This window comes from Achromobacter sp. 2789STDY5608621 (genome assembly GCF_001299375.1).
Taxonomy (GTDB): Bacteria; Pseudomonadota; Gammaproteobacteria; order Burkholderiales; family Burkholderiaceae_B; genus Achromobacter; species Achromobacter insuavis.
Window position 1 is genome coordinate 66408 of the sequence record NZ_CYTU01000009.1, and the last position, 14202, is coordinate 80609.

The 14202-nt window shown below is 69.4% G+C and carries 14 protein-coding genes; 11 read left to right on the forward strand and 3 right to left on the reverse strand.

Annotated features, from left to right (window positions below; all coding sequences use genetic code 11):
• The coding region (gene xseA / locus AOZ53_RS11755) for an exodeoxyribonuclease VII large subunit (RefSeq protein WP_054487881.1) at window positions 1-943 on the reverse strand (943 nt) is incomplete at its 3' end.
• A gap of 353 nt (window positions 944-1296) precedes the next feature.
• Between xseA and AOZ53_RS11760 the strand changes: the two genes are divergently transcribed.
• From AOZ53_RS11760 to lpxK, 3 genes are read left to right on the forward strand one after another with little or no spacing between them, the layout of a single operon-like run.
• The gene (locus AOZ53_RS11760) at window positions 1297-1920 is read left to right on the forward strand and encodes a MotA/TolQ/ExbB proton channel family protein (RefSeq protein WP_054430105.1); all 624 of its coding nucleotides are present in this window, start codon (window positions 1297-1299) and stop codon (window positions 1918-1920) included.
• Window positions 1917-2330: an ExbD/TolR family protein gene (locus AOZ53_RS11765; RefSeq protein ID WP_054430107.1), complete on the forward strand. Its 414-nt coding sequence runs from the start codon at window positions 1917-1919 to the stop codon at window positions 2328-2330. The genes AOZ53_RS11760 and AOZ53_RS11765 overlap by 4 nt, the downstream gene beginning before the upstream one ends.
• Window positions 2327-3379, forward strand: a complete 1053-nt coding sequence (gene lpxK, locus AOZ53_RS11770) for a tetraacyldisaccharide 4'-kinase (protein WP_054487882.1) — start codon at window positions 2327-2329, stop codon at window positions 3377-3379. Before AOZ53_RS11765 ends, lpxK begins: the two co-directional genes overlap by 4 nt.
• Here lpxK and AOZ53_RS11775 read toward each other — a convergent pair.
• On the reverse strand, window positions 3376-5613 hold the full coding sequence (locus AOZ53_RS11775; RefSeq protein WP_054487884.1) for an IgaA/UmoB family intracellular growth attenuator: 2238 nt from the start codon (window positions 5611-5613) through the stop codon (window positions 3376-3378). The two genes, lpxK and AOZ53_RS11775, sit on opposite strands and share 4 nt — an antisense overlap.
• 195 nt (window positions 5614-5808) lie before the next feature.
• Between AOZ53_RS11775 and AOZ53_RS11780 the strand changes: the two genes are divergently transcribed.
• The 7 genes from AOZ53_RS11780 (at window position 5809) to rpsT (ending at window position 11761) form a co-directional block, all read left to right on the forward strand.
• On the forward strand, window positions 5809-5991 hold the full coding sequence (locus tag AOZ53_RS11780) for a Trm112 family protein (RefSeq protein ID WP_006396036.1): 183 nt from the start codon (window positions 5809-5811) through the stop codon (window positions 5989-5991).
• A 12-nt stretch (window positions 5992-6003) separates the two neighbouring features.
• Complete coding sequence (gene kdsB / locus AOZ53_RS11785; protein WP_054430112.1) at window positions 6004-6768, forward strand: 3-deoxy-manno-octulosonate cytidylyltransferase; 765 nt, start codon at window positions 6004-6006, stop codon at window positions 6766-6768.
• Window positions 6769-6860: 92 nt separating this feature from the next.
• Entirely contained in the window at window positions 6861-7517 is a 657-nt protein-coding gene (gene adk, locus AOZ53_RS11790) for an adenylate kinase (RefSeq protein ID WP_054430114.1), read from the forward strand.
• Window positions 7518-7650: 133 nt separating this feature from the next.
• Window positions 7651-8409 carry a 3-hydroxyacyl-CoA dehydrogenase gene (locus AOZ53_RS11795; RefSeq protein WP_054430117.1) on the forward strand — a complete coding sequence of 253 codons (759 nt, stop codon included), beginning with the start codon at window positions 7651-7653 and terminating at the stop codon, window positions 8407-8409.
• A 58-nt stretch (window positions 8410-8467) separates the two neighbouring features.
• Window positions 8468-10027 (forward strand): murein biosynthesis integral membrane protein MurJ, encoded by a 1560-nt coding sequence (gene murJ, locus AOZ53_RS11800; RefSeq protein ID WP_054430119.1) that lies wholly within the window; start codon window positions 8468-8470, stop codon window positions 10025-10027.
• A gap of 197 nt (window positions 10028-10224) precedes the next feature.
• Entirely contained in the window at window positions 10225-11208 is a 984-nt protein-coding gene (locus tag AOZ53_RS11805) for a FecR family protein (RefSeq protein WP_054430121.1), read from the forward strand.
• 289 nt (window positions 11209-11497) lie between these two features.
• Complete coding sequence (gene rpsT, locus AOZ53_RS11810; RefSeq protein ID WP_006396042.1) at window positions 11498-11761, forward strand: 30S ribosomal protein S20; 264 nt, start codon at window positions 11498-11500, stop codon at window positions 11759-11761.
• Window positions 11762-11932: 171 nt separating this feature from the next.
• Here the strand turns inward: rpsT and AOZ53_RS11815 are convergent, their stop codons facing one another.
• Window positions 11933-12847 carry a LysR family transcriptional regulator gene (locus tag AOZ53_RS11815; protein ID WP_054430123.1) on the reverse strand — a complete coding sequence of 305 codons (915 nt, stop codon included), beginning with the start codon at window positions 12845-12847 and terminating at the stop codon, window positions 11933-11935.
• Between the two features lie 121 nt (window positions 12848-12968).
• Between AOZ53_RS11815 and lysA the strand changes: the two genes are divergently transcribed.
• Window positions 12969-14198 carry a diaminopimelate decarboxylase gene (gene lysA / locus AOZ53_RS11820; RefSeq protein ID WP_054487886.1) on the forward strand — a complete coding sequence of 410 codons (1230 nt, stop codon included), beginning with the start codon at window positions 12969-12971 and terminating at the stop codon, window positions 14196-14198.
• Window positions 14199-14202 lie beyond the last annotated feature (4 nt).

Sequence of the window (14202 nt, forward strand, 5' to 3'; positions counted from 1 at the left end):
GGGCCGGCGACACCAGTTGCGCGGCGGCGCGATCCAGCCGCTGCGCCGCGCGTTCCAGGCGGCGCTGCTGGCCGCGCACCAGGGTCTCGGCCGCGTACATGACGCGGCCCAGCAGTTCCGAGCGCGGCACGCAGGCCAGTTCGGCGGCCGCGGTCGGCGTGGGCGCGCGCACGTCGGCGACGAAGTCGGCGATGGTGAAGTCGGTTTCATGGCCGACGCCGCTGATGGTGGTGATGGCGCTGGCGTCGATCTCGCGGGCCAGGGCTTCGTCGTTGAAGCTCCAGAGGTCCTCGATGCTGCCGCCGCCGCGCACCAGCAGCAGCGTATCGACCTCGCCACGGGCGTTCGCCAGGCGGACCTGCGCGGCCAGCCGGCCGGCCGCGTCGGCGCCCTGCACCGGCGCCGGATAGATGATGACCGGCACCTGCGGCGCGCGCCGCGCCAGCGCCGACAGCACGTCGCGCAGCGCGGCGGCATGCAGCGAGGTGATCACGCCGATGGCGCGCGGCATCGGCACCGGTTCGCGCTTGCGCGCCGGATCGAACAGGCCTTCCGCGTTCAACTGCTCTTTCAGGCGCAGGAAGGCTTCGTACAGATTGCCCAGGCCGGCGCGGCGCATGGCGTCGACCTGCAGCTGGTAGTCGCCGCGCGGTTCGTACAGCGACACCCTGACCCTGATTTCGACCTGGTCGCCCGCGCGCGGCACGAAGCCGACCGCGCTGGCGCGGCCCCGGAACATGACGGCGCGCACGGCGGCGCGGCTGTCCTTGAGCGTGAAGTACCAATGCCCGGAAGCCGCCTGCGTGAAGTTGGAAATCTCGCCGCGAACCCACAGTGCCGGGATGCTGCGCTCCAACAACTGCCCCACCGCTTGGTTCAGCTGGGCAACTGTCAGGATATCCCGCGCAAATACGTTGTTTGTGACTGCAAGTTCAATTGTCATAAGGCTTTCCGATGCGTACCTGTCCACAGGGCATACGTAGCGGGCCGCCATGATACCGCGTCCGGGCATTTTTGCCGCGGCTGGCCCGAAAGCTAGCAAATTCGACCTAAGAACATGATTTTTATGGAATTTCCGACCATACGCGGCTGCTCGAATTTGGAGCAAACAAGCGCAAGCCCTGTGCCCGCAAGCGTTCCGGCGAAGTTTTGCACAGAATTATCCACAAATTCTGTGGATAGTTTTGGCGGCCGGCCGCCCTTGCCACATCCCCGCCGCGCCGTTACAGTTTCGGCTTGATCAGATGCCGGCGCGTGGCCCTTCCCCGCCCCCCGGTGCACCTGGAGTTGACCGCTTTGCTTTCCATCTTGCGCGAGGCCGGCTGGCCGATCTGGCCCCTGCTGGCGACGTCCGTGCTGGGTCTTGCGCTGATCTTCGAGCGCTTCCTGTCGCTGCGCCGCAGCCAGGTCATGCCGCGCGGCCTGAACGAACAAGTGGCCGAGATGCTGCGCAACCGCCAGGATTCGCCCGAATCGCTGAGCCGCCTGGAACGCAATTCCCCCCTCGGCCGCGTGCTGGCCGAGGTCATGCGCCACCGCCACCTGCCGCGCGAGGAATTGCGCAGCGTGGTCGAGGACACCGGCCGCGCCGTGGCCCATGACCTGAGCCGCTACATCCCCGCCATCGGCACCATCGCCGTGGTCGCGCCGCTGATGGGCCTGTTCGGCACCGTGGTCGGCATGATCGAGATCTTCGGCTCGTACACGCCCGGCGGCGGCGACCCCGCCCAGCTGGCGCGCGGCATCTCGATCGCGCTGTACAACACCGGCTTCGGCATCCTCATCGCCATCCCCGCCATGATCGCGCACCGCTATCTGCGCGGCCGCGTCGACGGCTACCTGAACGCGATGGAGCTGTCGGCCGCGCGGCTGGCGCGCGCCGTGTCGCACGCGCCCGCCCCGCGCGAGGACCGTCCATGAATTTCCGGGGCTCCCGGGGCGACCGCGACGAGCTGGACATCAACCTGATTCCGCTCATCGACGTCCTGCTGGTCATCCTCATCTTCCTGGCGGCGACCACCTCGTTCGCCCGCTTCACGCAGCTGAAGGTCACGCTGCCGCAGGCGTCCGCCGAACAGGAGACCCCGCCGGCGCTGGAAGTGGCGATCAGCCAGGACGGGCGCTATGCGCTCAACGGCACCCTGATCGACGTCTCCACGCCGCCCGAGATCGCCGACGTGCTGCGCCAGGCCGCCGCCGGCAAGACCGAACCGCTGGTGGTCATCAACGCCGACGCCCAGGCCACCCACCAGTCCGTGATCAACGTGATGGAAGCGGCCCGCCTGGCCGGCATCGGCCGCGTCAACTTCGCCGCCCAGACCACCCGGTGAGCGCGTCCCGCCCCAAGGCCTCGCTGCTTGCGCGCCAATGGCAGCACGGCGGCTGGCTCTCCACCCTGCTGCGCCCCCTGTCCGCGCTGACCGCGCGCGTGGTGGCGCGCAAGCGTGCGCGCTACCGCGACGGCCGCGCCAGGGCCTACCGGGCGCCGGTGCCGGTGGTGGTGATCGGCAACATCTTCGTCGGTGGCACCGGCAAGACGCCGATGGTCATCGCCACGGTCCAGGCGCTGCGCGCCCGCGGCTACACGCCGGGCGTGGTCAGCCGCGGCTACGGCGTGAAGCTGGGACCGCAGCCGCGCGTCGGCCTGGGGGAACTGGAGGCGGCGCAATTCGGCGACGAGCCGGCGCTGATCGCGCGCGCCACCGGCGCCCCGGTGTCGGTGCACCCGCGCCGCGCGCTGGCCGCCCAGGCGCTGCTGGCCGCGCATCCGCGTGTCGATGTGATCGTGTCCGATGACGGCCTGCAACACCTGGCGCTGGCACGCGACGTGGAAATCGTGGTGCAGGATCAGCGCGGCATCGGCAATGGCCGGCTGCTGCCCGCCGGCCCCCTGCGCGAGCCGGCCAGCCGGCTGCGCGAGGTGGATGCGGTGATCACCAACATCGGCGTGCCCGACGGCCGCGCGGCGCCGCCAGCCGACGCGCGGCCGCGCCAGGTCGCCATGTGGCTGGAACCCGATGACGCCCGCCAGATCGAGGGCGGCGCGCGCCGGCCGCTGGCGGCCTTCGCCGGCCAGCCGGACGTGGCCGCGGCCGCCGGCATCGGCAACCCGGAACGTTTCTTCGCCACGCTGCGGGCCCAGGGCATCGCGCTGGCGGCCACCCTGCCCCTGCCCGACCACCACGACTACGCGCGTTCACCGTTCCAGGAATTGGCCGCGCCCATCATCCTGGTCACGTCCAAGGACGCGATCAAATGCGCCGCCTTGCACGACGCGCGCCTGTGGGAAGTGCCGGTGCGGGCCGGCTTTTCCGACCCGCAACTGTTCGACTGGCTGGCGCAGGCATTGCGCCAGCGCGCCCCGCGCCAACCGGCCTAGAAGAACGCCGGACGCGCCGCGACCGGACGCCGGGCGTACTCCGCCAGGCCGCGCTTGCGCGCCGCCGCCGCGCGCAGCCGCAGCGCCGCCAGGACGCCGTGCACGATCACCAGCAACAGCGCCGCCGCCAGCCAGATCACGCGCGCCAGCGAAGGCCACGGATCGTCCAGCGAACGGCGCGCATCGAGGTCCACGACCGTGTCGCCCGAGGCCTCGCGCTCGACCGCCGTGACCACGCCCGCGGCCTGGAACGGCTGGGCGCCATCGGCCGCCAGCATCGCGACCTGGCGGCTCCAGGACTGCAGCATGTCCGGCATCTCCTCGCGCGCCATCAAGGACGACAGATCGGCATAACGGCCGGGCCACACCTGCAGGACGACGCCGCCGCGCTGGCGCGCCATCAGGTCGTTGCCGGCGCGCGCCAACACCTCGCGCAGCTGCGGCTCCATGCTGCTCTTGGCCAGGCCGCGCAGCTGGTTGGCGGCGCGCGTGATGATGACGCCCTCGTCGGCATTGCCCCGCTGCTTGAAGGCGCCGCCCTGCGCCAGCTGCAACAGCGCCAGCCAGTTGTCGGGTTCGTCGCGCGCCAGCATCAGGCTGTCGACGGTCTCGGCCTTGAGGCGATCGCACTCGGCGATGGCCTGGCCGGTGGCGCTCTCGCACGCCAGCTCGATGGTCAGCACCAGATCGGTCACGCGGCTCACCGTCACGGCCGACACGTTGCGGGCGTTGTAGGCGGCCAGCGGATTGCCGGCCAGGCTGCCGTAGACCTGATTGCGGACCAGCATGTCCATCATCGGGTTGGGCCGGGTCTTCAGAAAAGCGCCCGAATACAGCTGCAGCGCGGCCGGCGCCACGCGCAGTTCGTCGGCGCGGATCGCCTCGCCCTGCCAGCGGATGCGCTCGCAATCGAAGCGCACCTCGCCCTGGCGGTACGCGTCCGGCTGGAACTGGCAGCGGCCCGCGCCCTTCAAGGACACCAGGTCGCCGGGCGCGGGCGGATCCTGGACCAGCGCCGCGGCCGAGTCGTAGACGCGCGGCTGCGCGCCGCGCGCCCAGGCCGACGCAAGCGCGATGTCGCCGCGCAGGTCGGCGCCATCGATCAGGCCCAGCGCCACGCCGGCGATCAGGCCGGCCAGCGCCAGCGTCACGTGGCGACCCCAGGCCACGCTCGGAAACAGGCGCTGCTCCTCGTCCACCGAAAAGCGGTTGCCCAGGCGCAGCACGGCGTAGTCTTCCACCCGCAGGTCCACGTCGACGCGGCCGTCGTCCGGCAGCTCCAGGTTGGCGCGCCAATGGTCGGGCAGCGTCACCGGCAGCTTGTCGCCCAGGAACAGCTGGGTCGACACCGCCTGCGCGTTGGCCGGATTGGTCAGCACGATCGCGTTCAATTCGCCCCGCACCCGGTTCACCTTCTGCGCCGCGCCCAGCGGCCGCCGGCGCCAGGTCAGCCAGACGGCCAGCAGCGCCGGCGCGGCGGCCGAGGCCAGCCACGCCAGGCCGCCGCCCGCCGCGGCCACGCCCAGGCAGACGAAGGCCGCCAGCCACAGCAGGGCGGGCCAGAAGGCGATGCCGGACGGACGGCGCCAGGCGATCTCGGCGGGCGTTTCCTCGCGCTGGCTCAGGATCTCGACCCGCATGGCGTCGGCGAACTCGCGTTCGGCGTGGGCGTCGGACGCATTGCCGGCGTCCTGCGCGGCGGCCGCGTCGGCGTCGACCACGTTCTGCATCTCGCCCAGCTTGCCGCTGGACCATTGCTGGTTCTGCTTCTGCCGGCGCGCCTCGCGCTCGCGGCCGCCGGCCAGGTCGAATTCGCCGTTCAGCGCCACCACGATGGCGAATTTCTCCGTCATCACCACTTCGGCCTGGTTGTCCTCGCGCAGATAGTCGCGCGCATCGTAGGGCAGCACCACGTCGACGCCGCCCAGCGTGTCGTGCATGGTGGCCGCGCCATGGCCCGATTCCAGCCCGTGGCGCACGAAGGCGCCGCGCAGCGGGAACACGCCGTCATTCAGGAGCGCGACGCGTTGGGTCGGCTTGGCGGGCCGCACCAGGAACGGCTGCACCAGCGCCTGTTCCTCCGCGCTCAGCCGCCGCAGCGGCTGGCCTTCCTGCTTGAGTTCGCGCAGCGCGCCCTTGTTGTCACTGCGGCGCGCCATGTAGGTGATGGCGCTGATGACCGACCAGACCAGGATGATGAGCATCAGCCCGATGCGAAGGGTGTTGGCATCCATTGTTCTGTTTTTCCTCTTTCCTCACGTCGCGGCGGATCATAGCCACCATCCGTCCCGGAATTTCTAGCGCGAGCGTCAAAACATGACAATAATTAACAGAACCACCCATCCGGCGGCCCCGTTCACCGCCTCGCGCCGCGCGCCGGGCGGCCGATCGCGGGTTGCGCGCGCCCAAACTGTTTTAGAATCCCGGTCATGGAATCCCGCCTTCTCGACATCCTCGTCTGCCCCCTGTGCAAGGGCCGCCTCGAACACGACCGGACCCAGGCCGAACTGGTCTGCCGCGCCGACCGCCTGGCGTTCCCGCTGCGCGACGGCATTCCCGTCATGCTTGAATCGGAAGCGCGCTCGCTGGACGACGCCCCCGTTTCCTCCTGACCCGCCCGCATCGTGAGCTTCATCGCCCTGATCCCGGCGCGGACCGCCTCGACCCGCCTGCCCGACAAGCCGCTCGCCGACATCGCCGGCAAGCCGATGGTGGTGCGCACGGCCGAGCGCGCGGCGCAATCGGGCGCCGCGCAGGTCTACATCGCCACGGATGACGCGCGCGTCCAGGACGCCGCCCGGGCCCACGGCCTGCGCGCCCTGATGACGCGCGGCGACCATCCCACCGGCACCGACCGCCTGGCCGAGGCCGTGGAACAGCTGGGCCTGCCCGACGACGCCATCGTCGTCAACGTGCAGGGCGACGAGCCGCTGATCGAACCCGAACTCATCGACGCCGTGGCCGCCCGCCTGGCCGACAGCCCGGAGGCGGACATCGCCACCTGCGCCTGTCCGCTGGCCGACGCCCAGGCGCTGTTCAATCCCAATGTGGTCAAGCTGGTCTGCGCCGTCGACGGCCGCGCGCTGTATTTCTCGCGCGCGCCGATCCCGTGGGCGCGCGACGCGCTGGCCGGCGGCGAGCGCGTGCTGGCCGAGGGCCTGCCCGCCTGGCACCACATCGGCCTGTACGCCTACCGCGTGTCGTTCCTGCGCCGCTACCCGACCCTGCCGCAAGGCGCGCTGGAACGGTTCGAGTCGCTGGAACAGCTGCGCGCGATGGAGCACGGCCACGTCATCGTCGTCCATCGGGCGTCGCACCCTCCGGCCGCCGGCGTAGATACCCCCGCCGACCTGGAACGCGTTCGCTTGATCTATAGCAAACAGATATAAGGGTTATTTCGCATGGCGCGGCCCCGCAGAGGCTGCTGCGTTGCGGCATAATCGCTCGGATCACAAAAATTAAACCCCATTCAGGAGCACTCATGCGTCTCATCTTGCTCGGACCTCCCGGCGCCGGCAAAGGCACTCAGGCCGCGTTTCTCACCCAGCATTTCGGCATTCCCCAGATTTCCACGGGCGACATGCTGCGCGCCGCGGTCAAGGCCGGCACGCCCCTGGGCATCGAAGCCAAGAAGGTCATGGATGCCGGCGGCCTGGTCTCGGATGAGATCATCATCGGCCTGGTCCAGGACCGCCTGAAGCAGCCCGACTGCGCCAACGGCTACCTGTTCGACGGCTTCCCGCGCACCATCCCGCAAGCCGACGCGCTCAAGAGCGCCGGCGTCAAGCTGGACTACGTGGTGGAAATCGAAGTCCCCGAAGAAGACATCATCGAACGCATGAGCGGCCGCCGCGTGCACCAGCCCAGCGGCCGCAGCTACCACGTGCGCTTCAACCCGCCCAAGGTCGAAGGCAAGGACGACGTCACCGGCGAAGACCTGATCCAGCGCGACGACGATCGCGAGGACACCGTCCGCAACCGCCTGAACGTGTACCGCCAGCAGACCCGTCCGCTGGTCGACTATTACTCGACGTGGGCCCAGCAAAGCCCCGCCGACGCGCCGAAGTATCGCAAGATCTCCGGCGTCGGCGCGGTCGAGGAAATCAAGTCGCGCCTGTTCGACGCGGTCAAGAACTGACCGGGCGCTTCGATGGCTCCAGGCCTTCGGCGCCGGCCGGACGCGATGCGTCCCGGCCCCGGCCCGAAGGCCTTGTCGCATCCGGCGCCCGCCGCGCCGCTTTCATCCCTTGAATTGATCTGGTGGTAGAGACATGGAAATCGCGAACAAGGTATTCATCGTTACCGGTGGCGCATCCGGCCTGGGCGCCGGCACCGTGCGCATGCTGGTGGCCAACGGCGCCAAGGTCGTCATCGCCGACCTGCAGGACGGCCCTGGCGAGGAACTGGCCAAGGAACTGGGCCAGCGCTACGTGCACTGCGACGTGACGCAAGAGGCCGACGGCCAGCGCGCCGTCGCCGCGGCCAAGGAACTGGGCGCCCTGTTCGGCCTGGTCAACTGCGCCGGCGTGGCGCCCGCCGCCAAGATCGTCGGCAAGAACGGCGCGCACCCGCTGGACCTGTTCCAGAAGGTCGTGTCGATCAACCTGATCGGCAGCTTCAACATGATGCGCCTGGCCGCCGAGGCCATGAGCGGCAACACGCCCGAGCCCACCGGCGAGCGCGGCGTGATGATCAACACGGCCTCGGTCGCCGCGTTCGACGGCCAGATCGGCCAGGCGGCCTACGCCGCCTCCAAGGCCGGCGTGGCCGGCATGACCCTGCCGATCGCCCGCGACCTGGCCAAGACCGGCATCCGCTGCATGACCATCGCCCCTGGCATCTTCGGCACCCCGATGATCTTCGGCATGCCGCAGGAAGTGCAAGACTCGCTGGCCGCCAGCATCCCCTTCCCCGCCCGCCTGGGCCGCCCGGAGGACTACGCCAAGCTGGTGCAGAGCATCATCACCAATGACATGCTGAACGGCGAGACGATCCGCCTGGATGGCGCCATCCGGATGCCCCCGAAATAAAAATGCCCCCACGCCCCCCCAATTTCCCGGGGGGCTTTTTTCTTTTGCAGTCACCTCAATGAGCCTGTTCCGTTCCGCGGCCACCGTCAGCAGCCTGACCCTGCTGTCCCGTATTTCCGGCCTGGTCCGCGACGTCCTGGTGGCGCGCGCTTTCGGCGCCGGCCCCATCACCGACGCCTTCTGGGTCGCCTTCCGCATTCCCAACCTGCTGCGGCGGCTGTTCGCCGAGGGCGCCTTCGCCCAGGCCTTCGTGCCGATCCTGGGCCATGCCCGCAACAACCGCTCCGAGGCCGAAGTCCGCACGCTGCTGGACCGCGTGGCGCTGCTGCTGACCATGGCGCTGATGACGGTCACGCTGATCGGCATCATCGCCGCGCCGTGGGTGGTGTCGGCCATGGCCAGCGGCCTGCGCGGCGCGGCCCGCGATACCGAATTCGGCGCCGCCGTCTGGATGACGCGGATGATGTTCCCCTACATCTTCTGCATGTCGCTGATCGCGTTCGCCTCCGGCGTGCTCAATACCTGGCGCCGCTTCGCCGTGCCGGCGTTCACGCCGGTGCTGCTGAACCTGGCCATGATCGCCGCCTGCCTGTGGCTGGCGCCGCGCATGGACGTGCCGGTCTACGCGCTGGCCATCGGCGTCATGGCCGGCGGCGTGGCGCAACTGGCGGTGCAATGGGTCGCGCTGGCGCGGCTGGGCATGACGCCGCGCTTTTCGCTGCGCTTTCGCGAGGCCTGGGCCGACCCCACCGTGCAGCGCATCCTCAAGCAGATGGCGCCGGCCACGCTGGGCGTGTCGGTGGCGCAGATCTCGCTGCTGATCAACACCAACATCGCCACCTGGCTCACGCCCGGCAGCGTCACCTGGCTGTCGTTCGCCGACCGCCTGATGGAATTCCCGACCGCCCTGCTGGGCGTGGCCCTGGGCACCGTGCTGCTGCCCAGCCTGTCGGCGGCCCACGCCCGCGACGACCACGACGGCTACAGCGCCCTGCTCGACTGGGGCCTGCGGCTGGTGCTGCTGCTGGGCCTGCCCGCGGCGGTGGGCATGGCGCTGCTGTCGGACGGCCTGGTGGCCACGCTGTTCCACTACGGCGCGTTCTCGTCCCAGGACGTGCTGCAGACCCGGCTGGCGGTCATGTCCTATTCGGCCGGCCTGATCGGCCTGCTGGCGGTGAAGATCCTGGCGCCCGGCTTCTACGCCAAGCAGGACATCCGCACCCCGGTGAAGATCGCCATCGGCGTGTTGATCCTGACCCAGCTGATGAACGTCGCGCTGGTGCCGCTGATGGCCCACGCCGGCCTGGCGCTGGCGATCGGCCTGGGCGCCTGCCTGAACGCGCTGGCGCTGCTGATCGGCCTGCGCCGCCGCGGCGTCTACCGGCCCGGCGCCGGCTGGGGCCGCTTCGCCCTGCGCCTGGTTCCGGCCCTGGCGGCCCTGGCCGCGCTGCTGGTGTACGCAGATGGTCGTATTGACTGGATCGCCCTGCAGGCCCATGCCGGCCATCGCGCGCTCTGGCTGACGGGCGTATTGGCGGCCAGTGCGGCCGTCTACTTCGGCATGCTGTTACTGTTTGGGTTCCGTCCCCGGGACTTCGGACGCCGGTCCGCCCGCTAATTTCCGGGGTTCGCACCCCAATCTCCGCAAAAAGCCGGCTACCCGCCGGCTTTTTTTTGCATTTGATTCGTCAAGAATTGACAAGCGGCCGGTAATCTTTGGTAAAAAACCTTTATTATTTACAAATTGCCATCGAAAGGATTCCCGCCTGGCTACCCAGGCGGCAGCTTGAAGTGAAGTACGCCCAAGGACAACCCATGGCGGACCAAGTCATCAATTGGTTACTGCTGCTACGCTCCGGTAAAGCGACGGCGCAGGACTACAACGATTTCCTGGCGTGGCGCGCGGCCGACCCCCTGCATGAGAATGCCTGGCAACAATTGACGGGCACTCTGGCGGGTTCAGGCTTTGGCCGGCTGGGCGACGCCTATCCTGCCGGTTACGCCACGACCGCCTCGCCGCCGCCCCCACCGCAGGTGGCGCCCGCGCCTGCCGTCACGCCCCCCGTCGTCGTGCCGCCGCGCCGGCGCTTCCTGACGGGTTCGCTCGCGCTCGCCAGCGCGGGCGCCTGCGCCGCTTACGTCGGCAATGCCTTCTACCCCTTGAGCAACGTCGCGGCGGATGCCGCCACGGCCACCGGCGAGCGCCGCCGCTACCAGCTTTCCGACGGCAGCCAGTTGCTGCTGGACGCGCGCAGCCGCGTCAACCTGGACTTCACCCCCGCCTACCGCCAGGTGCGGCTGCTGGACGGCGCCGTCACCGTGTCGGTGGCGCCGGACGCCCGCCGGCCCTTCCTGGTGCAGACCGCCGAGGGCACCGTGCGCGCCCTGGGCACCCGCTACATGGTGCGCCAGCAGGCCCAGCGCACGGTGGTCGTGGTGCACGAGCACGAGGTGGTGGTGGAGACCATGGCCGGCGCCCACGGCATCGTGCGGGCCGGCACCGGAGCGCGCTTCGACGCCTCGCGCATCGACACCCCGCGCGCCGAGCTCATGGCCGAGGCCGCCTGGGAATCGGGCTGGGTCGACGCCCGCGGCCGCCCGCTGGCCGAGATCATCGCCGCCCTGCGCCCCTATCGCAGCGGGTCCCTGCGCGTCTCCATGGCCGCCGGCGGCCTGCCGGTGTCCGGCCATTTCCCCCTCGACGACACCGACGCGGCGCTGACCGCGCTCGAAGACATGATGCCCATCCACGTGCGGCGCTATACGCCCTGGTTCGTCTCGATCAACGTCGCGGCCTGACCACGCCCGCTGACACGGGGCTGTAACGAAAAGCCGCTTCCGTTGTATACTCAGCACGGTGTTTTTATCCAGTAGGCGCAGCAGGGCCCACCAGGCGTTGATTCCTTCGATGCCCGCGCGGTCTGAAGCCCGGGTCAAGCTACCCGGGCCCTGCAGTCCGAGGCTTTCCTCGCAGCGCCCCCCGCCCGGTTGACGGGCGCTCCATCGGCAGACACGGCATTTAAAGCTTGCAATCCCCCGGGGACTTGCTAAAATGTTCGACTTTGCCGAATTCAACTTACATAGCAACATGGCCAATACCGCCCAAGCCCGCAAGCGCGCTCGCCAATCCGTTGAGCGCAACAAGCACAATTCCAGCCTGCGCTCGATGCTGCGCACCGCCATCAAGCGCGTTCGCCAATCCATCGCCGCCGGCGACAAGGCTGCGGCTGGCGAAGTGTTCCAGAAGGCGTCGAGCGTGATCGATCGCGTGGCTGACAAGAACATCATCCACAAGAACAAGGCCGCTCGCCACAAGAGCCGCCTGGCTGCCGCCATCAAGGCGCTGGCCTAAGCCATTATGCCGCCCTGCCTTGCAGGGCGTCATGAATACGGCAAATGAAGAAGGATGCCCGCGGGCATCCTTTTTTGTTGCCTGTCGTTGCCTGGCGTTGCCTGCCGCCATGGCCATGGACCATGACGCCACTGCCGAGTGACAGTGGCCCACGGCAACTGTATCCGCCCGTCAGTCCTGCCGGGCCGCGAGGCGGGCGCGGATCTGCTGGGCCTCGTCGCGCAGGGTCGCGGTGAAGGCGTCCACCAGCGGATTCTTGGGCCGGTGCTCCGGAAACACCAGGTTGACCCGGAACGGGAACGACCGCCGCAATGGCCGGATATGCAGGCCGCGGCCGATGAAATCCAGCGCCGTCAGCGGGTTGACGATGGCCAGGCCCAGCCCCTGGCGCACGAAGGCGCACACCGAGACCGCCGTCGGCGTCTCGATGATCGCGCGCCGCAGCACGCCCTCGGCCGCGAAGGCCTCGTCGATCTGGATCCGGTAGGGATCGCTGGACGACAGGCTGACGAACGGTTCGCCGGCGAAATCGGCCAGTTCCAGCGCCGGCCGCGCCAGCAGGCGATGGCCGTCGGGCAGCACGCAGACCTCGTCCACTTCCAGCAATAATTCCAGCCGGGTGCCGGCCGGCTCCAGCTCGTGCTCGGTCAGGCCCAGGTCATAGCGCTGGGCCGTGAGCCATTCCTCCAGGAACGGCGATTCCTGCGCCTCCAGCGCCAGGCTCACGCCCGGGTAGTCCTGGCTGAAGCGCCGGAAGGCGCCCGGCAGCAGCGAATGGGAAAACGCCGGCAGCGCGATCACCGCCAGCTGCCCATCCTGGAACGCGCGCAGGCGCGCCGCCGTGGACGCCACACGCTCCAGCCCAGCGTATGACTGCCGCACCTCGTCGTACAGCGCCAGCGCCGGCATGGTGGGCCGCAGGCGGCCGCGCACGCGCTCGAACAGGGCGAAGCCGATGGTCTGCTCCATGCGCGCCAGCTCCCGGCTGACGGTGGGCTGCGAGGTGAACAGCAGGTCGGCGGCCTTGGTCACGCTGCCGGCGATCATGAGGGCGCGGAAGACTTCGATGTGCCGATGCGTCAACATGCCAAACCCATATCAGGAATGAATCGATGTGGAAAATCTAAGCATTTTACTGGATGGCCCGGCGCAGGCATGATGCTGCCCTGATTCCCTACCCCGTCACCGCTACAAGGTTCACCCCGCAATGGCTTTCGATCCGCGCCAACTCACCCAACTCGCCGCCGAGCACGGCACCCCGCTGTGGGTCTACGATGCCGCCGTCATCCGCGAGCGCATCGCCCAGCTGCGCCGATTCGATGTCATCCGCTACGCGCAGAAGGCCTGCTCCAACCTGCACATCCTGCGCCTGATGCGCGCCGAGGGCGTGATGGTGGACGCGGTGTCGCTGGGCGAGATCGAACGCAGCCTGGCCGCCGGCTTCGAGCCCGCGGGCGAGCCGGCCGGCGTGGTGTTCACGGCCGACCTGATCGACCACGCCACCCTGGCCACCGTCATCAAGCACGCCATCACCGTCAATGCCGGCTCGCTCGACATGCTCGAACGCGTTGGCCAGCACGCGCCGGGGCACCGGGTGTGGCTGCGCATCAACCCGGGCTTCGGCCACGGCCACAGCAACAAGACCAACACCGGCGGCCCGCAAAGCAAGCACGGCATCTGGATCGACGACGTCGCGGCCGCCATCGGCATTGTGCGCCGCTACGGCCTGAAGCTGGTCGGCATCCACATGCACATCGGCTCGGGCGTGGACTACGGCCACCTGTCGAGCGTGTGCGACGCGATGGTCGACGTGGTCGCGTCGCTGGACCACGACATCGAGGCCATTTCGGCCGGCGGCGGCCTGTCGATTCCGTATCGCGAGGGCGAGCCGCGCATCGACTGCGACCACTACTTCGAGCAATGGGACGCGGCCCGCAAGCGCATCGAGCAGCGCCTCGGCCATGAGGTGCGCCTGGAGATCGAACCGGGCCGCTTCCTGGTGGCCGAGGCCGGCGCGCTGGTGGCCGAAGTGCACGCGATCAACCGCCGCCCCGAGCGCGATTTCGCGCTGGTGGACGCCGGCTTCAACGACCTGATGCGCCCGGCGATGTACGGCAGCTACCACCGCATCTCGGTGCACGCGCCGGACGGCGCCACGCCGCCGACGGCCGAGACCCGCGTCGCCGTGGCCGGCCCGCTGTGCGAATCGGGCGACGTCTTCACGCAGGACGCCGGCGGCGTGGTCTCGGATCAGTCGCTGCCGCAGCCGCGCATCGGCGACTTCCTGGTGTTCCACAATGCCGGCGCCTATGGCGCGTCGATGTCCTCGAACTACAACACCCGGCCGCTGGCGGCCGAAGTGCTGCTGGACCGCAACGAGGCGCGCCTGATCCGCCGCCGCCAGACGGTCGCCGACCTGCTGGCGCTGGAGCAGTAAGGCA

What these genes read in the sequence shown, in the direction of transcription:
- AOZ53_RS11765 (WP_054430107.1), top strand. Translation starts at nt 1,917, where the DNA reads ATGAATTTCCGGGGCTCCCGGGGCGACCGCGACGAGCTGGACATCAAC.
- AOZ53_RS11805 (WP_054430121.1), top strand. Translation starts at nt 10,225, where the DNA reads ATGGCGGACCAAGTCATCAATTGGTTACTGCTGCTACGCTCCGGTAAA.
- rpsT (WP_006396042.1), top strand. Translation starts at nt 11,498, where the DNA reads ATGGCCAATACCGCCCAAGCCCGCAAGCGCGCTCGCCAATCCGTTGAG.
- adk (WP_054430114.1), top strand. Translation starts at nt 6,861, where the DNA reads ATGCGTCTCATCTTGCTCGGACCTCCCGGCGCCGGCAAAGGCACTCAG.
- AOZ53_RS11775 (WP_054487884.1), bottom strand. Translation starts at nt 5,613, where the DNA reads ATGGATGCCAACACCCTTCGCATCGGGCTGATGCTCATCATCCTGGTC.
- murJ (WP_054430119.1), top strand. Translation starts at nt 8,468, where the DNA reads ATGAGCCTGTTCCGTTCCGCGGCCACCGTCAGCAGCCTGACCCTGCTG.
- AOZ53_RS11815 (WP_054430123.1), bottom strand. Translation starts at nt 12,847, where the DNA reads ATGTTGACGCATCGGCACATCGAAGTCTTCCGCGCCCTCATGATCGCC.
- lysA (WP_054487886.1), top strand. Translation starts at nt 12,969, where the DNA reads ATGGCTTTCGATCCGCGCCAACTCACCCAACTCGCCGCCGAGCACGGC.
- AOZ53_RS11780 (WP_006396036.1), top strand. Translation starts at nt 5,809, where the DNA reads ATGGAATCCCGCCTTCTCGACATCCTCGTCTGCCCCCTGTGCAAGGGC.
- AOZ53_RS11795 (WP_054430117.1), top strand. Translation starts at nt 7,651, where the DNA reads ATGGAAATCGCGAACAAGGTATTCATCGTTACCGGTGGCGCATCCGGC.